Genomic DNA, 25,729 nt, shown 5'->3' on the forward strand with positions numbered 1-25,729 from the left:
ACCTTGATGAATGGTTCAGACGAAGGATGCGCCAAATCCGGTGGAAGGAATGGAAGAAACCGCCGGACTTGGCTCATGGGTCGTGGTCTCGCGGTGGGCCGACGCTCTGACCTGCGGTGATGTCTGTGGATCGGTGCTTTTTCACGCACTAATGGGTTTTGTTCTAGTGTCACCGGTGTGGCGTTCATCAGAAGGGTTCGGACGGCGTCGGGAGCGACGGCAGTGCAGATCGCCGAGTATGTGCGCGGTCGTCAGCGGATCGTCGAGCACGTCGGCTCGGCGCATACGGAAGCCGAACTCGGCATGCTGCTCCAGCGCGCCCGCGAGCTGTTGGAGAACCCTGCCCAGGGCGTCCTCGAGCTCGGTGTCGAGCCCACACCTCCGGTGAAAGGCCTGATTGTGCCTGCTGGGCCGGGCTTGTTCGAGGCGGCCGGCGCGGTGACGCCAGCCGGTCGTGACGGCCCGGGGCGCGTGGTGGGGACGGACTCGCGGATCCTGTTCGATGCGTTGGCCGGGGTGTTCACGGCGCTGGGGTTCGATGGGGTCGGTGATGAAGTGTTCCGCGGCCTGGTGATCGCCCGGATCGTCGAGCCGACATCGCTTCTTGATGCCGGAAGGGTCCTGCGGGACCTGGGCCGGCTCCCGGCCAGCTACGCGACGATGAAACGCACGCTGAACCGGGCCGCCAAGGGCAACTACCGGGACCGGATTGCGACCTGGTGCTTCCAGCACGCCAGAACCAGCGGGGACATCTCTCTGGTGCTCTACGACGTCACCACGCTCTACTTCGAGGCCGAGAAGGAAGACGAACTGCGAAAGGTCGGGTACTCCAAGGAACGCCGCGTGGACCCGCAGATCGTCGTCGGACTGCTCGTGGGCCGCGGCGGGTTCCCGTTGGAGATCGGCTGCTTCGAAGGCAACAAGGCCGAGACGGCGACCATTGTCCCGATCATCAAGCAGCTCCAGGCCCGCCACAACCTGACCGACATGGTCGTCGTGGCCGACGCCGGCATGCTCTCAGCGGGCAACCTGCGCGAGCTGGACGAGGCGAACCTGCGGTTCATCGTCGGCTCCCGGATGACCAAGGCCCCGACCGACCTGGCCTCGCACTTCCGTTGGCGCGGCGACGCGTTCACCGACGGGCAACTGATCGACACCATCACCCCCAGAACCGGCCACACGAACGAGAACAGCCCCGACCTGCGCGCCGAACCCGTCTGGGACCCGCCTACGCACCCCGGCTCATGGCGGGCCGTGTGGGCCTACTCCCGCAAGAGAGCAGTCCGCGACGCCACCACCTTCACAGCCCAGGAGAACCGGGCCCGCGAGGTCATCGAGGGCCAGAAAGCGGCCCGCGTCCCGCGCTTCGTCAAGACCACCGGCGGCAAACGCAGCCTCGACGACACGTCACTGACACGTGCCCGGCAACTGGCCGGGCTGAAAGGCTACGTGACGAACATTCCAGCGACGGTCATGCCCGCGGCGGACGTCATCGGCTCTTACCACGACCTGTGGCATGTCGAGCAGTCGTTCCGGATGAGCAAGACGGACCTGCGGGCCAGGCCTATGTTCCACCGCACCCGCGACGCGATCGAGGCACACCTCACGATCGTGTTCACCGCGCTTGCCATCTCCAGAACCGTCCCGAACAGGACAGGGCTCGCGGTGGCCAACGTCATCAAACAGCTCCGGCCCCTGCGCTCAGCGACCATCGCCATCAACGGCACCAAACAGAGATTCGCGCCAGACATTTCCACCGAACAGCAAGCCATCCTCGACGCGATCCATGGCCCAAAAGTCACGCACTAAGGAAATGAGCCAAGTCAGGTCAGACGAAGGATGCGCCAAATCCGGTGGAAGGAATGGAAGAAACCGCGGACCCGGCTGGCAAAACTGCGCAGGCTCGGGATCAGGCCGGATCTGGCCTATCAATGGGCTATGAGCAGCCGCGCCTACTGGCGGATCGCGGGCTCGCCCATTCTCCAACGCGCTCTGCCCAATGACCATTGGGTGGAGGAAGGCCTCATACTCTTTCGTGCTGCATGGGATCGTTTTCAACGACCTGGCGAACCGCCGTATGCAGGCCCGCACGTACGGTGGTGTGAGAGGAGGGGCGGGAAACCCGCCCCTCCTACTCGATTTGGACAACACTTAGCTTCCTACATGTCGACTATTTCCCCTCAATGTTCGCCTGGCTGCTGCGGAGGTCGTAGACTGTGGCCCCGTCGACAACTTCAGACGGAAACGTTGTCTTCACCCAGTCCGAGATCTCATTCAGCGTCGAGCTTCGTGCTGGAACGTCCAAGTGGCTCTGCTGCCACACGAGGAAGCAAATATGCCCAGCCTCCACTTCGCTTCGGAATTGTTGAAGTGTGGGACTTGGGTCCACTCCCATGAAGCCCGACAACGCCATGATGGGCTTACTGGTTGCCAATTGGTACTTGGCGGCAGTCTGCCCAGGATATGTCGCAGCAGCCCAGCGACAGGTGCTGGGCTCGCTCAGGTGTGCGACCAAGGCCGGCCCCGGATCAAGGCCATATACCAGCTCCTGTGCCCATAATGGTTCCCCCTCTGACGCACCTGCCAGGTAATGGCTCATCGTGACTTTACTCTTTGTTGTCGGGCCAGAGAGTGGATTCGAGCCTCCGTGCGGAGTCGCCACGTTGTAAACCGAGACAAGGGCCGGCGGGGCCAGTAGAGCCAAAACCAAGAGACTAACGGCGGCTCTGTCTATCAATTCGAGGGGTGGCTTGATCGCAATCAAGGCGGCACCGATGCATGCTGCTATCAAGATCCCCGGCGCCAGGAATTCAGGCCAACCGCTGCCTGAATTCAAAATCCCCGCGGCAAAGGCGGCGCCAATGATCCCCGTCACGGATATATATACCCTCAAAGGGGCGGTGATACGCGAACTAGTGAGCGCGTCAACAGCCACGCCTATCACCAATGCCATAGGTGGCACCATTGTTGCTGCGTAGTAAGTGTGGATGCCATTTCCCATAAAGCTGAGCAGCGAGTAGGTTGTGAGGAACCATCCCGTGGATGCGATAGCAGCAGCGAGTTGACCAGGCTTCGCCATCAATTTCCGCCATTTTATTGCGATGGCAAGACAAGCGAACAATGTGATGATGAGTAGCCATGAGGCCTCTTGAGCGAAATTGCCGTTGAAAAGCCGAAGGAACCCGGCGTCACTTTCCTCTGAACGGAATCTTTCAGGAACCAGTTGTATTGTTGGGTCCTCTTGAGCGCTGATGACTCGGTCGATGCCGTTATATCCGAGAGTCAGCTGAATAACGCTGTTGCTCGGAGATCCGCCCACAAATGGACGTGCCGAAGGCGGAATTAGCTCCACGAAAATCATCCAGACCGCGCCCGAAGCCAACATTGCTGCGAGACAAGCTAGGCATGCACCGAGACGTCGCCACATGGGTAGTTGGCTAGCAGAGAAGAATGCAATGCCTAAAGCGGGCACGCAGAGTAATGCCTGAAGCTGCTTCGTCATGAACGCTAGTCCGAGAAATACTCCAGCCCACACGATGGGTCGGAGCCTGCTAGATTCCACGGCCCGCACAACCAGATAGGCCGCGGCCACCATAAGGAGCAGCATCAGAGGATCTGGATTGTTGTACCTGGATAGGAGCGTAATTATGGGTGAAGTAAAAAAGACCGCCGCTGCGCCGATGGCGGCAGCGGCCGAAAAGTTCTTGCGTAATAACGCATAGATAAGGAACGTGGTGAGTACTCCCATCGCCGCCTGAGGCGCCATCATGCTTTCCGGCGAGAGCCCGAACAGCCTGACTGACAAGCCCATGATCCACAGGCTTAGTGGCGGCTTATCGACTGTGGTCGAGTTGCCCCAGTCAAGTGACCCGAAGAAGTAGGCCTTCCAGTCCATTGAGCCTGCTTGCACCGCTGCACCGTAGTACGCGTTGCCCCAGCCATTGATGCCGAGATTCCAGAAGTTCAGCGCTGCGTTGAGCGCGAGGATTATCAGCAAGGCTGGCCGTTCCCATACCGGATCCTGCGGGCGGCCAGTCCATATTGTCTTGAGGCCGTTTAGGGACCTGATGCGGATGTCGTCAGCTTTGTAGGTCATAGATTCTGAGACCGTCAATGTTCTCCCCTTTGAACGTGGACTGAATCCAGTCGATGTTGGCAACAGTGTCTTTTCCCAACGGGATTTCGTCTACTATCGGCTGTTGCCAAATGAAATATGCAGCGCCTGAGGAATTCACGGAGCACCGGAAAAACTTGAACTGCTGAGGTCATAGATCCGCACCCCATCGATCGTCGTTGAAGGGAAGTTGTCCCGTACCCACGTGGAAATGGCGACTGTCTCCGGTCCCAGCTGTTCAGATCCTGCTGCTTCGGCGCGGGGTCTGTTCCCAGCCAGTCGCCTATCGCCATCACCGGCCGACCAGTGGCCAATTGGTACTGGGCGTGCCTGGATCTCTTTCGCCATGAACGCCAGACCGAGGGCTGTCCCTGCCAGCAGGTCCCAGGACCAGCGGGTATTTTCCAGCGCCCGGATAACGAAATAGGCGGTGGCCACGGTGAGGAGTTCCATGAGCGGCTCGGGGTTGTTGAACCGCGACATGAGGCAAGTCCGATTTTCGCCCACGGCAGTGACCTGCGGACAGCGCTGTCAACCCGATGAGCCGCAGTCCGCCTCGCCTCAGCGACGCTCAACGGACCGACTGTCCTGCAGGCCGTAGCGCAAGAACCACGGTTTGTTCATCCCGCCGGCGGACCCGGAAGACCCAGATCCGGAGAAGCACGAACCGCATCAAAGTTGCAAAGACGTTGGCCGCCGTCAGGGTGAGCAACTCCATGCTCGCCGCGGCGTCCAGGTTCACCGTGTGAAGCGCCCAAAGTGACGAGGAGGTAATGCCCCAGACCAGCAAGAAGACGATCAGACCTTGGAATTGCTGCGTGAACAATTTCTCTGGGCCGCTAATACCAAAGGTGAACCTGCGGTTGGCCGCGGTGTTGCCGACAGCAGTCAGGAGCAGGGACAGGAAATTGGCCTGCTGTGCCCCGAAAGGACCCTGGAGAACCATGTAGAGCAGCGCAAATGCCAGCGTTGACACAGCGCCGACCAGGCCAAAGCGAACCACCTGGCCAAAAAAGCTTGGCCGGCCGGGCGGTACAATCGGCCGCCGGCCCAACTCCGCGTAGATTGCCTGGACCGGGATCGCCCCTTTGACCAGCGAGCCGGCCACGCGGACCATGCCTCGGATGTCATCGAGCGCGGTCTGCTTAATGTCCACCCGGCTGTCTGGGTCATCCACCCAATCGACGGGGATCTCGTGGATACGCAGCCCGGACCGCTCGGCAATAATCAGCAGTTCGGTGTCAAAGAACCAGCCATTGTCCTCCACGTGCGGAAGCAGCCGCTGTGCAACGTCTGCGCGAATTGCCTTGAATCCGCATTGGGCGTCAGAAAAGCGCACCTGCATTGTCCGGCGAAGCAGGAAATTATAGGACCGGGAAATGAATTCGCGCTTCGGTCCGCGGCTCACCCGTGAACTTTGTCCGAGCCTCGTTCCGATGGAAATATCCGAGTGCCCTGAAAGGAGCGGAGCCACCAGTGGCGGCAGCGCGGCTAGGTCGGTGGAAAGATCGACGTCAAGGTACGCCAGGACTTTGGCCTCTGAGGCACCCCACGCATCGCGGAGAGCGTATCCCCGTCCCTTGGCTTCGAGGCGGCGATAGTCCACATGAGGCAATTGCTCGCTGAGACGAGCTGCAATCACCGGAGTCCGGTCAGTGCTTGCATTGTCTGCAATGGTTATTTTCCACGTCGAAGGCATTTCATTCGTCAAATATTCGGCGAGCCTTTTGATGCTGTTCTCGAGTACCGCTTCCTCATTGAAAACCGGTACTACAATTTCGAGCGCCAAGCCCCCAGTGCTAGGTGTCATGCATGGAATAGTAGGAGCGGGTCAAAACGGATAGCGAGGCCTTTACCCAAAGAGGGGTACTTCCAGGGAAAAGAGAGGTATTGCCAAGAAAAAGAGACGTACTCTCAAAAGAAACCCAAGTAGTCCACGTGGTTGTCATGGCTCTGCGGCAGGTAGTCCTGCAGGTAGTCGTCCGCAATAAAGAGGTACGCAGGTCCGGCAGGGCAGCCACGTCGCCAGTCCCGGCACCCGCATCGTCTAAACTTGACCCGATGTCTACATTATTTGGAACAGACGGTGTCCGTGGCCTGGCGAACGGCCTGCTGACTGCCGAGCTCGCATTGCAGCTGGCCCAGGCCGCCGCCGTCGTGCTTGGCCATGAACGCACCAGCGGCGGTGCACGGCCGCGGGCCGTGGTGGCGAGGGACCCCCGCGCCAGCGGCGAGTTCATCGCCGCCGCCGTGGAGGCGGGGCTGTCCAGCTCCGGCATTGACGTCTACGACGCCGGTGTTCTCCCCACCCCCGCAGCGGCCTACCTCGTGGCTGACCTGAAGGCGGACTTCGGCGTGATGATTTCCGCGTCCCACAATCCGGCACCGGACAACGGGATCAAGTTCTTCGCTCGCGGCGGCCAGAAGCTCCCTGACGAGGTTGAGAACGCCATCGAGGAGCAGATGGGCAAGGAGCCCTTCCGGCCCGTGGGCGGCGAAGTAGGCCGGATCCAGCGGTTCTCCGACGCCGAGGACCGCTACATCGTCCACCTCCTGGGAACCCTTCCGCACAACCTGCACGGTTTGAAGGTTGTCCTCGACTGCGCGCACGGCGCGGCCAGCGGCTGTTCGCCGCAGGTCTTCAAGGACGCCGGCGCCGATGTTGTGGTGATCGGCGCGGAACCGGACGGCCTGAACATCAACGAAGGCGTGGGGTCCACCCACCTCGGCCCCCTGAAAGCTGCCGTAGTTGCCCACGGCGCGGACCTCGGCATTGCGCACGACGGCGACGCCGACCGCTGCCTCGCCGTGGACCACGAAGGCAACGAAGTGGACGGGGACCAGATCATGGCCATCATCGCCGTCGCCCTCAAGGACGCCGGCAAGCTCACGGACAACGTCCTCGTGGCCACCGTGATGAGCAACCTCGGCCTCAAGATCGCCCTCCGCAAGGCCGGCATCGCCATCCGCGAAACCGGCGTTGGCGACCGCTACGTCCTCGAGGAAATGCGCGCTGGCGGCTTCAACCTCGGCGGAGAACAGTCCGGTCACGTGATCCTCGCCGACTACGCCACCACCGGCGACGGCGTCCTCACCGGCCTGCAGCTGGCAGCGCAGGTTGCCCTCACCGGCCGCCCGCTCAAGGAACTCGCGACCATCATGACCAAGCTCCCGCAGGTCCTCATCAACGTGAAGGGCGTGGACCGGACCCGCGTCACCGGCAACGAAGCCCTTGCCGCAGCCGTGAAACTTGCCGAGGACGAACTCGGCGACACCGGACGCGTCCTCCTGCGCCCGTCGGGCACCGAGCCTGTTGTGCGCGTAATGGTGGAGGCCGGCGAACAGCAGACCGCCCAGGTCATCGCCGAACGCCTGGCACAGGTCGTAAAGACGGAGCTGGCCCTGGAACAGGTGCCGACTGAGCTGGTTCCCTAGGGAACCACCGTCCCGGAACCCAACTCTGTGGGTTCTGCAATTAGCAAAAAGCGGTCCGCCTCCCGAGTGAACTCGGGAGGCGGACCGCTTTGTTCGTCCTGGCGGCTATCTGGTGGTCTGGTTGCGCAGCTCGTCCCGGATTTCCTTGAGCAGGGCGATCTGCGGGTCTTCGGCGGCTTCTTTCTTTACTTCCTGGCCGATGCCCGGCTTGCGGTTCCGGTGCTCGATCAGCCGGTTCATCGGCGTGATGATGACGAAGTAAATCGCGGAGGCGACCAGCAGGAAGTTGACCACCGCCGTCAGCAGGACACCGATCCGGATATCGCCGAAGGCCAGGAAATCGTCGAAGTTGGGTTGTCCCACCAGCAGGGAGATCAACGGCATCATGACGCTCTTGACCAAGGCGTCCACCACCGCGCTGAACGCCGCGCCGATGACGACGGCTACGGCCAGGTCAATGACATTGCCTTTGAGAATGAACTTCTTGAATCCAGTAAGCATGGCACCAAAACTACCGCACCGCGCCATTACCCTTTTTCGTAGTCCTGGTCCCGTTGCAGGATGAGTGTGTTAGCCGCTTGGTCCCGGCATGGCGTGGGACTGATCTAACGCAACGGCTGAGCAAGATCAACCATTCGATCGTAATAGTCAGCGAGCTGGAAATGTTTGCGGCGACACCACCCGCTACGGCATCACTTGAGGAGCGCAGAGTGCAATAGTAGCCGTACCCAGGCCAGGCATTTGAAACCCTCATTATCCCGGTGTGGCCGTACGCCGCCATTGAACTGACTCACTGGCTTAGTTCGCCAGTGTCCCCCAATTACTTACCGAAGGAAGTGCGACATGCTTGAGGATGCCGGGGCCCTGTGGCTCGAGATCGTCGAGGACGTCCGATGGTATCCCTCTCCACATAACTCCCAGCCAATGAAGCTCCGGCCCATCAGTGAGACAGCGGCACGGGTTTATTATGACCTTGACCTCGGGCTGCCTGCCGAATCGTTTGGTATCCCTTTCGGTCACGTTTGTGCAGGCGTCTTCCTGGAGTCGTTGTCTGTGGTCGCCGCCGCCCGCGGCTACCGCACCATCGAGGCCCTTGACCACTCCGAAATGGATTTCGATGCCGTAGACCGTTTGCATCTTATTGGCACAGTGCGATTGGAACCCACCGACGCGGATGCCGAGACCCGGTCCGCGGCTCAACGTCGGCTGGCTGCATTCCGGTCTAGACAGACTTCCCGCCGGCCCTATGACAGCAGGATCGTGGGCGATGAGATTCTGTCGGCAGCTTCGTCGATCGCCGCCGAGCAAGGATTCGATTTCCGCTCGACGGTCGATGCCCGCATGGTCTCTTCGCTAGTGCGGATCAATCAGAAGACTCTTTTTTCTGATTTGCGCAATGACGCGGTCTACGCCGAGATCATGCAGTGGTTGAGGTTCTCAAAGGATGAAGCGGCCGCAAAGGCGGACGGGCTGAGTGCAGAAACCATGATCATGCCGGGTCGGGTGCTTCGCTTCGCGATGCGGAACCGCAGTCTTTGGTCCTTCCCGGTAGTCGGCGGCCTCATTAGAACCATGTATCTGCGCACGATGCGCGGGGTGCGACAGCTCGGGTGGCTGGAAGGCCCGTTCGCCGAGCCTTCCCACTTTCTCGAAGCCGGGCGTACCTTCATGCGGGTCTGGCTCTTCTTCTCTGAAAGAGGCGTGTACCTGCATCCCTTCGGCACTGTGATCACCAACCAGGCCTCTCACGCCGAATTCGTTCGGGAGGCCGGGATCCACGAATCTGCAAACAGAATGGCGTGGATGCTCTTCAGATTCGGCTATAGCCCCACACCTCCAACTTCACACCGACGCCCCGCCACCTCCACGCTGCTCAGTCCTTTGCCCGATGGACACATCCATACAGGAGCCACGCCATGAGTAAAACGTTCCTCTTCGCATTCGTCTTTCTGATGGACAGGTTTGTCGGGCTGTTCACCCCAAGGGTCTCAACGCATCGAATACTGCTGATGCCCGGCATTGAGCCTTTCCGGTGGGCCGCCGGACGCTGGAGGGCCTGGCGAACCTTTGAGATGGCCGCCAAACGCGTACCGGCCTATCGCGACTTCCTCGTCGAACATGGTGTACCTGGAAAGCTTTCCCTCAAGGGCAAGACACTTGCGGAGGCCTTCGCCGCACTGCCAGAGATGGATAAAGACAGCTATATCAAACGCTGGACCATTCCGGCCCGCAGCGTCGACGGCGTTCTTCCCCGCCACGGTGTTGTAGTTGATGAATCCTCCGGGAGTTCAGGCGTTCCCACCAGCTGGGTGCGTGGCCGCGACGAACGCCTCGCCACCCGACAGCTGCTCCAGGTAGGATTCTCGCGCACCGCCAAGACCCTCACGAAGCAGCCGTTCGTGCTCAACTGCTTCTCGCTCGGAGCGTGGGCGACAGGGATGAACGTCAGTACTTCCCTCACGGACGTCACCATGATCAAATCCATTGGCCCGGACCGTGACAAGGTAATCGCCACGATGCTTGAGTTCGGGTCGGATTACACATACATCATCCTGAGTTACCCGCCCTTCCTGAAGGCGTTGTTCGATGATGACCGTATCGATTGGGAAGCCTACGACATCGTGGCAGCTTTTGGCGGCGAGGGCATCAGCGAGAACATGCGCGCGCACATCACAAAATACGCCCACAGCGCTTTCGGCTCCTACGGGGCCTCCGACCTTGAGATCAACCTGGCTATCGAGACGGACTACACGGTGGAGCTCCGTCAGGCAATCGCGGCCAACCCTGCGCTGTCGGCGCGGCTCACCAAGCAGGCAGAGTACGGAGTGCTGCCGATGATCTTCCAGTTCAACCCCTATGACTACCTCATAGAAACAAACGAGGACGGAGAACTGGTCGTCACGATCGTGCGGAAAGAGAACGTCAATCCGCGGATCCGATACAACATTCATGACCGCGGGCACGTGCTGCGCGTCCGCGACCTCAACGCCGTGCTCAAGGAATTCGGGCTCGAACACATCATTCGGCAGCAGTTCCTCGATCTCCCCCTGCTCTTCCACTACGGCAGGAGCGACCTGTCCGTCGACTTCAACGGAGCCGTCGTCGCACCGGATGCACTGCGCGACGTCCTCAGCGGCGACCCGACCCTTCTTGCGGCGGTAGAAAACCACCGCCTCGTCAGTTTCGAGGACGAGCAAGGAAACAGACAACTTCACATCGCGATGCAGCTCACCGCGAAAGCGACTCACGAGCGCACCCTGGACGAGGTTGCCTACAGGAACTACATCCTCGCGCAACTTAGGAGCATGAACGGCGACTTCAACAACGCAATCCTTACATCACCTGACACCAGCCTGCCCACGGTTGCGTTCTATCCGCTACGCACAGGCCCGTTCAGGTCTGACGGCGCGAAGCTCAAGAACGAGTACGTTTGGCAACTCGGTCCCTCAGCTCCGAAAGACTGGAGCCTGGACCTCACCTTCCGAGCACGGAAGATTCCGGCCGCCGCTGACTGACTCCAGTGAGTTACGGGTACCCCGGCGCGGCCTTCAGCCCGAAATACTCTTCAAGGGTTCCGATTCCGCGCTTCTTCATGTCCGTGGCCGCCTCGGTCCCGATGTAGCGCAGGTGCCAGGACTCGTAGTAATAACCGGTGATGGGGTGCAGCATCCACGGGTAGCGCACCACGAAGCCGAACCGGTGGGCGTTGGCCTTGGCCCACACCGCGGCCGGCTGCTCGGCAAAACACGGCTGGAAGCTGCACGCGCCCCCGCCGTCGCCGATGTCGAACGCCCAGCCGGTCTGGTGCTCTGAATAGCCGGGCCTCGCGGAGGCGGTGTCCGCGGCGGCCCGTCCCCGGGCACTGACATAGCCGTTGTACGTGGTGGTCTGCGTGGCGTAGGAGCGGTATCCGCTCGCCAGCGTCATGGTCACGCCCGCCGCCGCTGCTGCCGCAAACATCCGTTCCGCGGCAGCCGCCGTCGTGCGGTTCAGCAGTGCCGCCTCGCCGGAAACGGCAAGGGCGATCCGCGGCTGGACCAGATCCGCAGGGACGTAGTTCGCCGGCTTCAGCGGGCGGTGCTTGTTGACCACCAGCCAGGGGCTGGCGGGGTTGGTCAGTGAGTACTGCTTAGACAGCCTGGAAGCGGCCGACGGCGGCGCTGGCGCTGCCGTCGGTGGGGAGGTTGCCGGGGACGACGGCGGTGCTGACGCGGCCCCGCTGGGGGAGCCCGACGCCGGCGCGGACGCCGAGGCCGACGGCGAACCTGACGCGGCGCGCGCGGAGCCGGAACCGGTGGCGGAGGCCGGGTCCGTTCCGCCTGTCGCGGAGGTTCCCGGGGGCGGGCTATCGGGAGTGCAGGCGGCCAGGGCGGACAGCCCGGCGCCCGCGACCAGCAGCTTGGCGACGGACCGGCGGCTGGGTGGCGGTTGTGGCGGCGCCTGCGCGGGCGCCTGGGGGGAGCAGTCGTGGCACACGCGTGCTAAACCTTCCTCAGCAGCATCCTGCGGATGGAATGATCGGCGTCCTTGGTGAGGACCAGCTGGGCCCGTCCCCGCGTGGGCAGCACGTTCTCTTCCAGGTTAGGTTCGTTGATCCGCTTCCAGATGTCGCGGGCCGTGACCTCCGCCTCTTCGTCGGAGAGCGTCGCGTAGCGGTGGAAGTACGACTCCGGCTGCGCGAAGGCGGTGGAGCGGAGCTTCCGGAACCGGTCCACGTACCACTCCTCGATGTAGGAGGTCTTGGCGTCGACGTAGATGGAGAAGTCGAAGAAGTCGCTCACCGCCAGTCCCTGGCGGCCGTCGTGCCGGGGCCGCGCGGGGGCGAGGACGTTCAGCCCCTCGACGATGAGGACGTCCGGGCGGCGGACCACCACTTCCTTGCCCGGGACGATGTCATACGTGACGTGCGAGTACCAGGGGGCGCGGACTTCCTCGGCGCCGCCCTTGATTTCGCTCACAAAACGCAGCAGCGCCCGCCGGTCGTAGGATTCCGGGAAGCCTTTGCGTTCGAGCAGCTGGCGGCGCTTGAGTTCAGCCAGCGGGTACAGGAAACCGTCGGTGGTGATGAGTTCAACGTTGGGGGTGCCTGGCCAGCGCCGGAGCATCTCGCGCAGCACACGGGCAATGGTGGATTTGCCCACGGCGACCGAACCCGCCACGCCGATGACGAACGGGGTGCGCTGGGTCTGTTCGCCCAGGAACGTGGTGGTGGCCGAGTGAAGCTGGTGTGATGCCTCCACGTAGAGGTGCAGCAGCCGGGACAGGGGCAGGTAGACCTCGCGGACCTCCTTCAAATCCAACGGGTCACCGAGCCCACGAAGGCGCAGCACATCCTCTTCATTAAGGGGCTGTTCCATCTGGGCTGCGAGCCGGGACCAGGTCTGCCTGTCCAGCTCCACGAACGGGGAGACACCCTCCCCGTTCGCTTCATTGCGTTGCGAAGTCACCTTAGAGATTCTGCCCCTCCCAAGGCTGAGAGCGAAATGCGGGCCGGTAGCAAAGTGCCTGATGACGAGCGGGTTCGCGGGCCGCCGCGGCCTTTAAGGGCCCGCCGCCGGCCGCGCGGAGCGCCGTTCGAGCGTGTACGTCCGACGTCCCTTCTCCTCAAAGCCGGTTAGGCTTATACCCATGTGTGGAATCGTGGGTTATGTAGGGCGTACGTCTGGCCGGGCTGATGCCGGGCACACTGCGCTGGATGTTGTTCTTGAGGGTCTGCGCCGCCTGGAGTACCGGGGCTATGACTCGGCCGGTGTCGCGGTCGTGGCGGACGGGGAGATTTCCTCGCGGAAGAAGTCCGGGAAGCTGAGCAATCTGCTCGCTGAACTGGACGCGCGGCCGCTGCCGGAGGCGATGACCGGAATCGGTCACACGCGCTGGGCCACGCACGGCGGCCCCACGGATCAGAACGCGCACCCGCACCTGTCTGACGGCGGGAAGCTGGCGCTGATCCACAACGGCATCATTGAAAACTTCGCGGAGCTCAAGCTCGAGCTCGTGGCCAAGGGCGTGGAGTTCGCCTCCGAGACCGATACCGAGGTCGCCGCGGCGCTGCTGGGCGACATCTTCCGGAACAAGCTCGGCGGCGACGTTTCCGACGGCGGCCTGACCCGGGCGATGGAGCTGGCCTGCCAGCGGCTCGAGGGCGCGTTCACGCTGCTCGCGGTGCACGCCGACCAGCCCGACGTCGTGGTGGCGGCCCGGCGGAACTCGCCCCTGGTGGTGGGCCTGGGCGAGGGCGAGAACTTCCTGGGCTCGGATGTGTCCGGGTTCATCGACCACACCCGCCGCGCGGTGGAGCTGGGCCAGGACCAGATCGTGACCATCACCGCTGATTCGGTGGCGATCACCGATTTCTTCGGCGCCCCCGCGGAGGGCAAGGAATACCACGTGAACTGGGATCCGGAGTCGGCCGAGAAGGGCGGCTTCCCGTCCTTCATGGAGAAGGAAATCCATGACCAGCCCGACGCCGTGGGCCAGACCCTGCTGGGCCGGTCGGACATCCACGGGAAGCTGACCCTGGATGAGCTGCGGATCGACCCGGCGCTGCTCAAGAGCGTGGACAAGATCATCGTCCTGGCGTGCGGGACGTCCGCGTACGCCGGGCAGGTCGCGAAGTACGCGATCGAGCACTGGTGCCGGATCCCCACCGAGGTGGAGCTCTCCCACGAGTTCCGCTACCGCGACCCGATCGTGGACGCGAACACGCTGATCGTGTCCATCTCGCAGTCCGGGGAGACCATGGACACGCTGATGGCCGTCCGGTACGCGAAGGAACAGGGCGCCAAGACGGTGTCCATCTGCAACACCAACGGCTCCACCATCCCGCGGGAGTCCGACGCTGTGCTGTACACGCACGCCGGTCCGGAGATCGCGGTGGCGTCCACGAAGGCGTTCCTGGCCCAGATCACGGCCGCGTACCTGCTGGGCCTGTACCTGGCGCAGCTGCGCGGGAACAAGTTCCAGGGCGAGATCAAGGACATCCTGGCGGACCTCGCCAAGATCCCGGCCAAGATCCAGCGGATCCTGGACAACGAGGGCCAGATCAAGGAACTCGGCCAGTCGATGGCGGACGCGAAGTCCGTGCTGTTCCTGGGCCGGCATGTCGGGTTCCCGGTGGCCATGGAAGGCGCGCTGAAGCTCAAGGAGCTGGCGTACATCCACGCCGAGGGCTTCGCCGCCGGTGAGCTCAAGCATGGCCCGATCGCGCTGATCGAGGAAGGCCAGCCGGTGTTCGTGGTGGTCCCGTCCCCGCGCGGGCGCGACTCGCTGCACTCCAAGGTCGTCTCGAACATCCAGGAAGTCCGGGCCCGCGGCGCGAAGACCATCGTGATCGCCGAGGAAGGCGACGAGGCCGTGAAGGCCTACGCCGAGCACGTCTTCTACATCCCCGAGACCCCCACCCTCCTGGCGCCCCTGCTGGCTACCGTGCCGTTGCAGATCTTCGCCCTCGCACTCGCCACGGCCAAGGGATACGACGTGGACCAGCCACGCAACCTGGCCAAGAGCGTCACCGTAGAGTAAGTCCATGATTGTTGGCATCGGCGTAGACGTCGTGGACATTGAACGATTCGGCAGGCAGCTGGAGCGCACTCCCGGGCTGCGCGACCGGTTGTTCGTTCCGGCCGAGCGCGAACTGAACACCCGCTCCCTGGCTGCACGGTTTGCCGCCAAGGAGGCCGTTGCGAAGGTTCTGGGCGCGCCGGCCGGCATGAACTGGCAGGACTGCTGGATCGGACTGGACCAGAACGGCCCCACCATTCAGGTCAAGGGGACGGTGCTGGCGGTGGCCGACGCCAAGGGCGTCAAACGCTGGCACCTGTCCATGAGCCATGACGGCGGCATCGCCACCGCCACCGTCCTGGCCGAGGGCTGATACCGAACGGACTGCACTGAATGATCAGCGCCTATACCGGAACCCAGATACGCGAGGCTGAAAAGCCTTTACTGGATTCAGGTATGGGCGCTGTTCTCATGCAGCGGGCGGCCCACGGCCTGGCCAACGCGGTCATCGCGGAGCTGCGCTCCCGCGGCGGCCGCCTCTACGGCTCCAGCGTCGCGGTGCTTGCCGGCAAGGGGCTCAACGGCGGGGACGGCCTCTTCGCGGCCGCGCACCTCGCTGGACGTGGCATGCGTACGACGGCGGTCCTCGCCTCGGGCAGCGCCCACCCCGACGCACTGGCGGCCTTTGAACGGGCCGGCGGCCGCGTGTGCATCCTGACCGAGGCGAACGCCGGTGAGCTGGCAGCGCTGGTCGGGAGGGCCGACGTCGTCATTGACGCCCTGCTCGGAACCGGCGCGCAGGGCGGGCTCCGCGGAGCCGCCGCCGAACTCGTGTCCCTTCTTACCCGCGGGAACCGCGGCCTGGTGGTGGCCTGCGACGTTCCGAGCGGCGTGAACTCCGATACCGGCGAAGCAGCCGACCCGGTGCTCCCGGCCGATCTCACCGTCACGTTTGGCGGCGCCAAGGCCGGCCTGCTGGCAGACCCCGGCGCCGACTTCGCCGGACGTGTCCACATTGTTCCGATCGGGATCGAGGACGGGCTGCCCTGGCCGGCGCTGCGGCGGCTGGAAGCTTCGGATCTCGCCACCCTCCTCCCCGAACCCGGGCGCCGCTCGCACAAGTATTCCCGCGGTGTCCTCGGCGTGGTGGCGGGATCCCCGGCGTATCCAGGCGCCGCCGTGCTCGCCTGCCGCGGGGCGCTGGCCGCTGGCGTGGGCATGGTGCGCTACCTTGGCCCGCCTGACGTGGCCGACCTCATCCGGCAGAGCTGTCCCGAAGTGGTGTGCAGCTCCGGAACGGTGGCCGGGACGCACGTGCAGGCGTGGCTCGTGGGCTCCGGCATGGACGGCTCGGACGACGAACAGACGCAGCGGGTCCGCGACGCCGCGGATTCAGGCCTGCCCACCGTGGCGGACGCCGGCGCGCTGCCCGGACTGCCGGATGTGCTGGCCCCGCAGGTCATCCTGACCCCGCACGCCGGCGAGCTCGCAACACTGCTGACGCGCCTCGGAGCAAGACTGGACCGCGCCGCGGTTGAGGCGTCCACCCTCGCGGCGGCCCGCCAGGCCGCGGGCCTCACGGAGGCCACCGTGCTGCTCAAGGGTGCCACCACGCTGGTGGCATCGCCCTACCAGGACTTCTACAGCCAGGCTGAAGGCACCCCCTGGCTGGCCACCGCCGGCAGCGGCGACGTGCTGGCCGGCGTCATCGGCGCGCTGCTCGCCCAGGTTGGGTCCGACGTCGGGCGCTTCGGTGCGGCGGGCATCGATCCGGACGAGCGGTGGGCGGCCATTGCCGCCATGGCGGCGAGCCTTCATGCCCGCGCCGGAGCGGCCGCGTCGGGCGGCGCGCCGCTGACCGCGGGGCGGATTGCGGACGCAATACCCGGAATCTGGGATAAAGTCAGCACGCTTAGTAATCAGCGGCCGGGAAATCGTAATAGTCACACCCACCCGCTACGGTAAGACCAAGTTCCCTGCGGGTGGTGTGCGAATGCCTGCCGGACTATCTGTTGGACAACGTAATAGGAGCACGAATGGAAATCTGGCCCGGATCGGCGTACCCCCTTGGCGCCACTTTCGACGGAACCGGAACCAACTTCGCACTGTTCAGCGAAAGGGCAGAGAAAATTGAACTGTGCCTCTTCGAGGAGGACGGCACCGAAACCAGGGTCCCCGTAGAGGAAGTGGACGGGTACGTGTGGCACTGCTACCTGCCGCAGGTCCAGCCCGGCCAGAAGTACGGCTACCGCGTGCACGGCCCCTACGACCCCGACTCCGGCAACCGCTTCAACCCGAACAAGCTCCTCCTGGACCCGTACGCCAAGGCAGTGCACGGCCAGATTGACTGGGATCCCGCCCTGTTCTCCTACAACATGGGCGATCCCGACTCCCGCAATGACAAAGACTCCGCGCCCCACATGATGATGGGCGTGGTCGTCAACCCGTTCTTCGACTGGGACGGCGACCACCTCCCGCGGATCCCGTACCACCAGTCGGTGATCTACGAAGCCCACGTCAAGGGCCTAACGCAGCTCCACCCCGAGATCCCCGAGGAACAGCGCGGCACGTACGCCGGCGTTGCCCACCCCTCGGTCATCTCCCACCTGAAGAAGCTCGGCGTCACCGCGATCGAGCTCATGCCGGTGCACCAGTTCGTCAACGACGGCATCCTGGAGGACAAGGGGCTGAGCAACTACTGGGGCTACAACACCATCGGGTTCTTCGCCCCGCACAACAGCTACAGCTCCACCGGCGACACCGGCCAGCAGGTCCAGGACTTCAAGGCCATGGTCCGTTCGCTCCACCGGGCAGGCATCGAAGTCATCCTTGACGTGGTGTACAACCACACGGCGGAGGGCAACCACCTCGGGCCCACGCTGTCCTTCAAGGGCATCGACAACGCCGCCTACTACCGGCTCATGGAGGGCGATGAGAAGCACTACATGGACTACACCGGCACCGGCAACTCGCTGAACGTCCGCCAGCCGCACTCCCTGCAGCTGCTCATGGACTCCCTGCGCTACTGGGTCACCGAGATGCACGTGGACGGGTTCCGCTTTGACCTCGCCTCCACGCTGGCCCGCGAGTTCTACGACGTCGACAAGCTGTCCACCTTCTTCGAGCTTATCCAGCAGGACCCGGTGGTCTCCCAGGTCAAGCTGATCGCCGAGCCGTGGGACGTCGGCCCCGGCGGCTACCAGGTGGGCAACTTCCCGCCGCAGTGGACCGAATGGAACGGCAAATACCGCGACACAGTCCGCGACTTCTGGCGGGGCGAACCGGCCACGCTGGGCGAATTCGCCTCCAGGATTACCGGCTCCGCCGACCTCTACGAGCACTCCGGGCGCCGTCCGGTGGCGTCGATCAACTTCGTCACGGCCCATGACGGCTTCACACTGGCGGACCTCGTGTCCTACAACGAGAAACACAACGAAGCCAACGGCGAAGGCAACAACGACGGCGAATCGCATAACCGCTCCTGGAACTGCGGCGCCGAAGGACCCACCGACGATCCCAAGGTCCTGGGTCTCCGCGCCCGCCAGCAGCGCAACTTCATCGCCTCGCTGCTGCTGTCCCAGGGTGTCCCCATGCTGCTGCACGGCGACGAACTGGGCCGCACCCAGCAGGGCAACAACAACGGCTACTGCCAGGACTCCGAACTGACCTGGATCAACTGGGACAACGTGGACCAGCCGCTCGTGGAGTTTACGGCCGCCGTCAATGCACTCAGACACAAGCACCCAACGTTCCGCCGCAGCAAATTCTTCGACGGCAGGCCGGTGCTCCGTGGCGAAGGGGAGAGACTTCCGGACATCGAATGGCTGGACGTCGACGCCTCCACCATGACGCCGGCAGACTGGGACAGCGGCCTCGGCCGGTCCGTGGGCGTATTCCTCAACGGTGACGGCATCCAGGGCAAGGACAACCGCGGGCGCCGCATCACAGACGTCAACTTCGTCCTGTACTTCAATGCGGACGACGACGAAGTTAAGTTCACGCTGCCATCCGACGAACACGCCCCCGCATGGGACATCATCATCGACACCGCGGGCCACCACGCGGATACGGAACCGGTTGCGGCCGGCGGTGTCCTACCGGTGGCCGCCAAATCGCTGGTGGTACTGCGTGCGTACAGCGCACCGGAAGTGGAGCCCGACCACTCGGTGGCAGCCTCGCTGGCAGCGTTGTCGCAGACGGCGGCGACCGAAACCGCGGCGCCCACGGCGCCCATGGCGCCCGCGGTTACGGAGCCGAAGAAGACCAAGACGGCCGCGGCGCAGCCCGAAGAAGAGGCTCACGAAGAGGAAGCCGCGCAGCCCGAAGAGAAGGCCGCGGCGCAGCCCGGAGGGAAGGCGGCCAAGACCGCGGGCAGGCGGCGGCCAGGCAAGCAGGGCGGGACGGGCTCATGAGGACACCCGCGTCGACGTACCGGCTGCAGATCAGACGGGGTTTCACGCTGTTTGACGCCGCCGAGACCGTGCCCTACCTGAAGTCGCTCGGGGTGGACTGGATCTACCTGTCGCCCATCCTGAAGGCAGAGAGCGGCTCCGACCACGGCTATGACGTCACCGACCCTGCCGTGGTGGACCCGGAGCGCGGCGGCCCGGAAGGGCTGGCCGCTGTCTCCAGGGCAGCCCGCGCTGCGGGCATGGGCGTGCTGATCGACATCGTGCCGAACCACGTGGGGGTGGCGTCGCCGCCGCAGAACCCGTGGTGGTGGTCGCTGCTCAAGGAAGGGCGCGGCTCCCGCTACGCCGAGGCGTTCGACGTCGACTGGGACCTCGCCGGGGGCCGCATCCGGATCCCTGTCCTGGGCAGCGACGACGATCTGGACCAGCTCGAGATCAAGGACGGCGAGCTGCGGTACTTCGACCACCGCTTCCCGCTGGCCGAGGGCAGCTACCGGGACGGCGACTCCCCGCGGGACGTCCACGGCCGGCAGCATTACGAACTCGTGGGCTGGCGGCGCGCCGACAACGAACTGAACTACCGCCGGTTCTTCGCGGTGAACACGCTCGCCGGCATCCGGGTGGAGGTGCCCTCGGTCTTCGACGAAGCTCACCAGGAAGTGGTGCGCTGGTTCCGTGAGGGGCTGGCCGACGGGCTGCGGATCGACCACCCGGACGGTCTTGCCGATCCGGGCGGATACCTGGAACGGCTCCGGGAGGTCACCGGGGGCGCGTACCTGCTCATCGAAAAGATCCTCGAGCCGGGCGAGCAGCTGCCGGCCAGCTTCGAATGCGAAGGCACCAGCGGCTACGACGCCCTCGCTGACGTCGACCGGGTCTTCGTGGCCCCGCGCGGGCAGGCGCCGCTGGACCGTCTCGACGCCAGGCTGCGCGGCGGCGAACCGGCCGACTACGAGGACATGATCCGGGGGACCAAGCGCCGGATCACCGACGGCATCCTGCATTCCGAGATCCTGCGCCTTGCCAGGCTCGTGCCGGAGCGGACCGGGATTTCCCGGGACGTCGCCGCGGACGCCATCGCGGAGATCATCGCGGCTTTCCCGGTGTACCGGAGTTATCTTCCGGAGGGCGCGGAGATCCTCAAGGAGGCCTGCGAGCTCGCCGCGCGGAGGCGTCCGGAGCTGGACCAGGCCGTCCAGCTCCTGCAGCCCCTGCTGCTGGACACGGACCTCGAGATCTCCCGCCGCTTCCAGCAGACCTCGGGAATGGTCATGGCCAAAGGCGTGGAGGACACCGCGTTCTTCCGCTACAACCGGCTGGGTACCCTCACCGAGGTTGGCGCGGACCCCACCGAGTTTTCGCTGGAGCCGGAGGAGTTCCACGCCCGGATGACGCGCCGGCAGGCCGAACTCCCGCTGTCCATGACCACGCTGAGCACTCACGACACCAAGCGCAGCGAGGACACCCGTGCCCGGATCTCGGTGATCGCCGAGGTCGCGCCTGAATGGGAAAAGGCCCTGGACCGGTTGAACGCCCTGGCTCCGCTGCCGGACGGTCCGCTCTCCACCCTGCTCTGGCAGGCCATCGCGGGCGCATGGCCGGCAAGCCGGGAACGGCTCCAGTCCTACGCCCTGAAAGCGGCGCGCGAAGCCGGGAACTCGACCAGCTGGACCGATCCGGATCCGGTCTTCGAGGAGGCACTTGCCGCCGTCGTCGACTCCGCCTTCGACAATCCTGAGGTGCGTGCGGAACTTGAGGCCCTCGTGAGGCTGCTGGCGCCGCACGGCGCGTCGAACTCGCTCGCGGCAAAGCTTGTCCAGCTGACCATGCCGGGAGTTCCGGACGTGTATCAGGGCACCGAGTTCTGGGACAGGTCGCTGACCGATCCGGACAACCGGCGACCCTTCAGCTTCGATGAACGGATACGGGCGCTGGAACAGCTCGACGCCGGTCACCGCCCTGACTCCTTCCAGGACGAGGCGGCCAAGCTGCTGGTCACCTCCAGCACCCTGCGGCTGCGCCGGGACCGGCCGGAACTCTTCACCGGCTACCGCCCCGTGCAGGCCAGCGGCCCTGCTGCCGAACACCTGGTGGCGTTCGACCGCGGCGCCGGGGGAGTGCTGACGCTGGCCACACGGCTTCCCTACGGGTTGGAGCAGTCGGGCGGCTGGCGGGACACCGCCGTCGAGCTTGAAACCGCCATGACGGACGAACTGACCGGCTCCACTTTCGGACCGGGGCCGGCGGCCCTGTCAGAGATCTTCCAGTCCTACCCCGTGGCCTTGTTGGTCCCCGCGACAGGAGACAAGTCATGACGCAGGCAAACATCTCAGCGCTTCCCAACGATGCTGCCAAGCCTGTGCAGGGTGCGGGGCGCTTCGATGTCTGGGCGCCTGAGGCAGGCTCCGTGACGCTGCTGGCCGGCGGGGAGCGGTACGAGATGGTCCGCCGTCCCGGCAACGCGCCGGCGGACGAGGGCTGGTGGACGGCTGCGGATGCACCGGCCGGCGCTGACGTGGATTACGGATACCTACTCGATGGCGACGAAATCCCGCTGCCGGACCCCCGGACCCGCCGGCAGCCCGAAGGCGTCCACGCCCTGTCCCGGACCTTCGACCCCGGCGCCCACCGCTGGCAGGACGCGGAGTGGCAGGGCAAGGTACTTCAAGGCGCCGTCATTTACGAGCTCCACATCGGAACGTTCACGCCCGAAGGGACGCTGGACGCCGCCGCGGGCAGGCTGGACTACCTCGCCGGGCTGGGCATCGACTTCATTGAGCTGCTGCCGGTGAATGCCTTCAACGGCACGCACAACTGGGGCTATGACGGCGTCCAGTGGTTCGCCGTGCATGAAGGCTACGGCGGTCCGGCGGCGTACCAGCGGTTCGTGGACGCGGCCCACGCGGCCGGCCTTGGCGTCATCCAGGACGTGGTCTACAACCACCTCGGGCCAAGCGGGAACTACCTCCCCAGGTACGGCCCGTACCTCAAGTACGGCGAAGGCAACACGTGGGGCGACTCCGTCAACCTGGACGGGCCGGGGTCCGACCACGTCCGCCAGTACATCCTGGACAACGTGGCCATGTGGCTGCGCGACTACCGGGTGGACGGACTCCGCCTGGACGCGGTGCACGCCCTGAAGGACGAACGGGCCGTCCACATCCTGGAGGAGTTCGGCGCGCTGGCCGACGCGCTGTCGTCCGAGGCGGGCCGCCCGCTGACGCTCATCGCGGAGTCCGACCTCAACAATCCGCGGCTGCTGTATCCCCGGGATGTCAACGGCTACGGACTGGCAGGCCAGTGGAGCGACGACTTCCACCACGCGGTGCACGTCAACGTCAGCGGGGAAACCACCGGCTACTACAGCGACTTCGACTCGCTCGGGGCGCTCGCCAAGGTGCTGCGTGACGGGTTCTTCCACGACGGCAGCTACTCCAGCTTCCGCGCCCGCCACCACGGCCGGCCGATCATTTTCAGCGCCGTTCATCCGGCCGCGCTGGTGGTCTGCTCGCAGAACCATGACCAGATCGGCAACCGGGCCACCGGGGACCGGCTGTCCCAGTCACTTTCGTACGGCAGCCTGGCCCTGGCCGCGGTGCTGACCTTGGCAGGTCCGTTCACGCCCATGCTGTTCATGGGGGAGGAGTACGGGGCCACCACCCCGTGGCAGTTCTTCACGTCGCATCCGGAGCCCGAGCTGGGCAAGGCCACGGCCGAGGGCAGGATCAGGGAGTTCGAGCGGATGGGGTGGGATCCCGCCGTCGTGCCCGATCCGCAGGATCCGGAAACCTTCACCCGCTCCAAGCTGGACTGGGCGGAAGCGTCCTCCGGTCATCACGCCCGCCTCCTGGAGCTGTACCGGTCGCTCATCGCGCTGCGGCGGTCGATTCCGGAGCTCGCGGGCCTGGGCTTTGCGGACACCGCCGTCGAGTTCGACGACGACGCGCGCTGGCTCCGGTTCTGGCGCGGAGGCGTGCAGGTGGTGCTGAACTTCGCAGACCGTCCGGTCAGCCTGGACCGGCCGGGCACCACGCTGCTGCTCGCCACCGATGACGCCGTCCGTGTGGATGGCGGCCAGGTGGAGCTGCCGGCGCTGAGCGCTGCCGTCCTTCGCGACTGAGCGTGCGGGGCGGGCGTCCTTCCGTTGACCGGATGCTGGACGCCCGCCCCACAGCTCCACGGGCGCTGACAAGATGGAACATATGACTTATCTGGCAGCGGACAACCGCTACGAAACCATGCCATACCGCCGCGTCGGACGCAGCGGGCTGAAGCTTCCGGCCATCTCGCTGGGCCTCTGGCACAACTTCGGCGACGACAAGCGCTTTGATGAGCAGCGTGCCATCCTGCGCCGCGCCTTCGACCTCGGCGTCAACCACTTCGACCTCGCCAACAACTACGGGCCGCCGGACGGCTCCGCCGAGACCAACTTCGGCCGGCACCTGCAGGACGACTTCAAGCCGTACCGCGACGAGCTGGTCATCTCCACCAAGGCCGGCTACTACATGTGGCCCGGACCCTACGGTGAGTGGGGCTCTCGCAAGTACCTGCTCTCCAGCCTGGACCAGTCGCTCCAGCGCATGGGCCTGGACTACGTGGACATCTTCTACAGCCACCGCCCCGATCCGGAAACACCCATGGAGGAAACCATGGGCGCCCTGGACCATGCGGTGCGTTCCGGCAAGGCCCTCTACGCCGGCATCTCCTCCTACACGCCGGAGCAGACCCTCGAGGCCGCCCGGATCCTTAAGGAACTCGGCACCCCGCTGCTCATCCACCAGCCCAGCTACTCCATGCTGAACCGCTGGACCGAGAACGGCTCGCCGAACCTCTACGAGGCGCTGGACCAGGTGGGCGCGGGTTCCATCGCGTTCTCCCCGCTGGCGCAGGGCATGCTGACGGACCGTTACCTGAGCGGCGTTCCGGCCGATTCGCGTGCGGCCAAGGAGCGGTTCCTGTCCGAAGCGGCCCTCACCGAGGACAAGCTGGACCGGGTCCGCGGGCTGAACAAGATCGCCGCCGGCCGCGGGCAGTCGCTGGCACAGATGGCCATCGCCTGGATCCTGCGGGACCAGCCCAAGGGCTCAGCGGTCACGTCCGCCCTGGTCGGCGCGTCCAGTGTGAAGCAGCTCGAAGACACCCTCCAGGCCATCAACAACCTGGAGTTCAGCTCCGACGAGCTGACCGCGATTGATGAGTTCGCCGTCGAATCGGACATCAATCTCTGGGCACAAAGCCGGCACGGCGCCTGAGCAGGACAGCAACGTAATGAACTGCGCCGGAGCCTGCGGGAACAAAGCGGGCTCCGGCGCAGTTAGTTAGACTGTTAGGGCGCCGCGTGGCGCTGTGTCCGTCAGACGCCGTCGTACAGCAGGGTACCGACGCGCAGGGCACCTGAAGTTTGTTCTCAAAGGAGTTCCGTGTCTTCAAATCCGATTCGTGTCGCAATCGTCGGTGTGGGTAACTGCGCCGCCTCGCTGGTCCAGGGTGTCCACTATTACCGGGATGCCGACCCCCAGGCAACGATCCCGGGTCTGATGCACGTGGAGTTCGGCAAGTACCACGTCAATGACGTGAAGTTCGTCGCGGCGTTCGATGTCGACGGCAAGAAGGTCGGCGTCGACCTGGCCGACGCCATCCTCGCGAGCGAGAACAACACCATCAAGATCGCCGACGTTCCGCCCACCGGCGTGACCGTGCAGCGCGGCCACACCCTGGACGGCCTGGGCCGGTACTATCTCGAAACCATCGAACAGTCCCCTGCTGAGCCGGTCGACGTCGTCCAGGCCCTCAAGGACGCGCAGGTTGATGTGATGGTCTGCTACCTGCCGGTCGGGTCCCAGGAAGCTGCCGAGTTCTACGCGCAGTGCGCCATCGACGCCGGCGTCGCCTTCGTCAACGCCCTGCCGGTGTTCCTTGCCGGCACCAAGGAGTGGGCGGACAAGTTCACCGCTGCCGGCGTGCCGATCGTGGGCGATGACATCAAGAGCCAGATCGGCGCGACCATCACGCACCGGGTCATGGCCAGGCTGTTCGAGGACCGCGGCGTCACGCTGGACCGCACGTACCAGCTGAACGTCGGCGGCAACATGGACTTCAAGAACATGCTCGAGCGCGACCGCCTCGAGTCCAAGAAGATCTCCAAGACCCAGGCCGTGACCTCGAACGTGGAAGCCGAGCTGGCTGCCAAGGACGTCCACATCGGCCCGTCCGACTACGTCCAGTGGCTGGACGACCGCAAGTGGGCCTTCGTCCGCCTTGAGGGCCG

18 protein-coding genes are annotated in these 25,729 nt (G+C 64.6%); 12 read left to right on the plus strand and 6 right to left on the minus strand.

Annotation, left to right across the window (positions count from 1 at the left end; all coding sequences use genetic code 11):
• Positions 1-177 precede the first annotated feature (177 nt).
• A complete protein-coding gene (locus tag J7I89_RS18745) occupies positions 178-1,809 on the plus strand; it encodes an IS1634 family transposase (protein WP_214973381.1) in 1,632 nt (543 codons plus the stop codon).
• A gap of 361 nt (positions 1,810-2,170) precedes the next feature.
• On the opposite strand, the gene J7I89_RS18750 is transcribed toward J7I89_RS18745, so the two are convergent.
• The 3 genes from J7I89_RS18750 to J7I89_RS18760 all read right to left on the minus strand — a co-directional run bounded on the left by J7I89_RS18750 (position 2,171) and on the right by J7I89_RS18760 (position 5,924).
• Positions 2,171-4,096, minus strand: a complete 1,926-nt coding sequence (locus tag J7I89_RS18750) for a glycosyltransferase family 39 protein (RefSeq protein WP_214973383.1) — start codon at positions 4,094-4,096, stop codon at positions 2,171-2,173.
• Between the two features lie 135 nt (positions 4,097-4,231).
• Positions 4,232-4,597: a glycosyltransferase family 39 protein gene (locus J7I89_RS18755; RefSeq protein WP_214973385.1), complete on the minus strand. Its 366-nt coding sequence runs from the start codon at positions 4,595-4,597 to the stop codon at positions 4,232-4,234.
• An 88-nt stretch (positions 4,598-4,685) separates the two neighbouring features.
• Positions 4,686-5,924 (minus strand): bifunctional glycosyltransferase family 2/GtrA family protein, encoded by a 1,239-nt coding sequence (locus J7I89_RS18760; protein WP_214973387.1) that lies wholly within the window; start codon positions 5,922-5,924, stop codon positions 4,686-4,688.
• Between the two features lie 251 nt (positions 5,925-6,175).
• Between J7I89_RS18760 and glmM the strand changes: the two genes are divergently transcribed.
• Complete coding sequence (gene glmM, locus J7I89_RS18765; protein ID WP_214973389.1) at positions 6,176-7,549, plus strand: phosphoglucosamine mutase; 1,374 nt, start codon at positions 6,176-6,178, stop codon at positions 7,547-7,549.
• 105 nt (positions 7,550-7,654) lie between these two features.
• On the opposite strand, the gene mscL is transcribed toward glmM, so the two are convergent.
• Positions 7,655-8,050 carry a large conductance mechanosensitive channel protein MscL gene (mscL, locus tag J7I89_RS18770; protein WP_214973391.1) on the minus strand — a complete coding sequence of 132 codons (396 nt, stop codon included), beginning with the start codon at positions 8,048-8,050 and terminating at the stop codon, positions 7,655-7,657.
• Positions 8,051-8,392: 342 nt separating this feature from the next.
• On the opposite strand from mscL, the gene J7I89_RS18775 reads away from it, so the two are divergent.
• On the plus strand, positions 8,393-9,469 hold the full coding sequence (locus tag J7I89_RS18775) for a hypothetical protein (RefSeq protein ID WP_214973393.1): 1,077 nt from the start codon (positions 8,393-8,395) through the stop codon (positions 9,467-9,469).
• Positions 9,470-9,621: 152 nt separating this feature from the next.
• The gene (locus J7I89_RS18780) at positions 9,622-11,064 is read left to right on the plus strand and encodes a phenylacetate--CoA ligase family protein (RefSeq protein ID WP_251045555.1); all 1,443 of its coding nucleotides are present in this window, start codon (positions 9,622-9,624) and stop codon (positions 11,062-11,064) included.
• A gap of 10 nt (positions 11,065-11,074) precedes the next feature.
• Here J7I89_RS18780 and J7I89_RS18785 read toward each other — a convergent pair whose 3' ends face one another.
• Both J7I89_RS18785 and coaA read right to left on the minus strand, forming a co-directional pair.
• On the minus strand, positions 11,075-12,025 hold the full coding sequence (locus J7I89_RS18785) for a D-alanyl-D-alanine carboxypeptidase family protein (RefSeq protein ID WP_214973395.1): 951 nt from the start codon (positions 12,023-12,025) through the stop codon (positions 11,075-11,077).
• A 5-nt stretch (positions 12,026-12,030) separates the two neighbouring features.
• Entirely contained in the window at positions 12,031-12,996 is a 966-nt protein-coding gene (gene coaA, locus J7I89_RS18790) for a type I pantothenate kinase (RefSeq protein WP_214973396.1), read from the minus strand.
• A gap of 181 nt (positions 12,997-13,177) precedes the next feature.
• Here coaA and glmS point away from each other — a divergent pair, with 181 nt between their 5' ends.
• The 8 genes from glmS to J7I89_RS18830 all read left to right on the plus strand — a co-directional run.
• Positions 13,178-15,070, plus strand: a complete 1,893-nt coding sequence (gene glmS, locus J7I89_RS18795) for a glutamine--fructose-6-phosphate transaminase (isomerizing) (RefSeq protein ID WP_214973397.1) — start codon at positions 13,178-13,180, stop codon at positions 15,068-15,070.
• Positions 15,071-15,074: 4 nt separating this feature from the next.
• Positions 15,075-15,422, plus strand: a complete 348-nt coding sequence (locus J7I89_RS18800) for a holo-ACP synthase (protein WP_104136634.1) — start codon at positions 15,075-15,077, stop codon at positions 15,420-15,422.
• A 20-nt stretch (positions 15,423-15,442) separates the two neighbouring features.
• On the plus strand, positions 15,443-17,014 hold the full coding sequence (locus J7I89_RS18805; RefSeq protein WP_214973398.1) for an NAD(P)H-hydrate epimerase: 1,572 nt from the start codon (positions 15,443-15,445) through the stop codon (positions 17,012-17,014).
• Between the two features lie 71 nt (positions 17,015-17,085).
• On the plus strand, positions 17,086-19,461 hold the full coding sequence (gene glgX / locus J7I89_RS18810) for a glycogen debranching protein GlgX (RefSeq protein WP_214973399.1): 2,376 nt from the start codon (positions 17,086-17,088) through the stop codon (positions 19,459-19,461).
• Entirely contained in the window at positions 19,458-21,776 is a 2,319-nt protein-coding gene (gene treY / locus J7I89_RS18815) for a malto-oligosyltrehalose synthase (RefSeq protein WP_214973405.1), read from the plus strand. Before glgX ends, treY begins: the two co-directional genes overlap by 4 nt.
• The gene (gene treZ, locus J7I89_RS18820) at positions 21,773-23,581 is read left to right on the plus strand and encodes a malto-oligosyltrehalose trehalohydrolase (RefSeq protein ID WP_214973407.1); all 1,809 of its coding nucleotides are present in this window, start codon (positions 21,773-21,775) and stop codon (positions 23,579-23,581) included. Before treY ends, treZ begins: the two co-directional genes overlap by 4 nt.
• Positions 23,582-23,663: 82 nt before the next feature.
• The gene (gene mgrA / locus J7I89_RS18825; RefSeq protein WP_214973409.1) at positions 23,664-24,713 is read left to right on the plus strand and encodes an L-glyceraldehyde 3-phosphate reductase; all 1,050 of its coding nucleotides are present in this window, start codon (positions 23,664-23,666) and stop codon (positions 24,711-24,713) included.
• 168 nt (positions 24,714-24,881) lie between these two features.
• Positions 24,882-25,729, plus strand: an 848-nt coding sequence (locus tag J7I89_RS18830) for an inositol-3-phosphate synthase (RefSeq protein ID WP_214973411.1), incomplete at its 3' end; no start/stop codon positions are given.

The organism is Arthrobacter sp. ISL-5 (assembly GCF_018613835.1).
Taxonomy (GTDB): Bacteria; Actinomycetota; Actinomycetes; order Actinomycetales; family Micrococcaceae; genus Arthrobacter.

Bases quoted from the DNA above. Each gene is read 5' to 3' on its own strand.
- glgX (WP_214973399.1), top strand. From the start codon at position 17,086: ATGGAAATCTGGCCCGGATCGGCGTACCCCCTTGGCGCCACTTTCGAC.
- glmS (WP_214973397.1), top strand. From the start codon at position 13,178: ATGTGTGGAATCGTGGGTTATGTAGGGCGTACGTCTGGCCGGGCTGAT.
- J7I89_RS18750 (WP_214973383.1), bottom strand. From the start codon at position 4,096: ATGACCTACAAAGCTGACGACATCCGCATCAGGTCCCTAAACGGCCTC.
- J7I89_RS18760 (WP_214973387.1), bottom strand. From the start codon at position 5,924: ATGACACCTAGCACTGGGGGCTTGGCGCTCGAAATTGTAGTACCGGTT.
- mscL (WP_214973391.1), bottom strand. From the start codon at position 8,050: ATGCTTACTGGATTCAAGAAGTTCATTCTCAAAGGCAATGTCATTGAC.
- J7I89_RS18800 (WP_104136634.1), top strand. From the start codon at position 15,075: ATGATTGTTGGCATCGGCGTAGACGTCGTGGACATTGAACGATTCGGC.
- mgrA (WP_214973409.1), top strand. From the start codon at position 23,664: ATGACTTATCTGGCAGCGGACAACCGCTACGAAACCATGCCATACCGC.
- glmM (WP_214973389.1), top strand. From the start codon at position 6,176: ATGTCTACATTATTTGGAACAGACGGTGTCCGTGGCCTGGCGAACGGC.
- J7I89_RS18805 (WP_214973398.1), top strand. From the start codon at position 15,443: ATGATCAGCGCCTATACCGGAACCCAGATACGCGAGGCTGAAAAGCCT.
- treY (WP_214973405.1), top strand. From the start codon at position 19,458: ATGAGGACACCCGCGTCGACGTACCGGCTGCAGATCAGACGGGGTTTC.
- J7I89_RS18755 (WP_214973385.1), bottom strand. From the start codon at position 4,597: ATGTCGCGGTTCAACAACCCCGAGCCGCTCATGGAACTCCTCACCGTG.
- treZ (WP_214973407.1), top strand. From the start codon at position 21,773: ATGACGCAGGCAAACATCTCAGCGCTTCCCAACGATGCTGCCAAGCCT.
- J7I89_RS18775 (WP_214973393.1), top strand. From the start codon at position 8,393: ATGCTTGAGGATGCCGGGGCCCTGTGGCTCGAGATCGTCGAGGACGTC.
- J7I89_RS18780 (WP_251045555.1), top strand. From the start codon at position 9,622: ATGGCCGCCAAACGCGTACCGGCCTATCGCGACTTCCTCGTCGAACAT.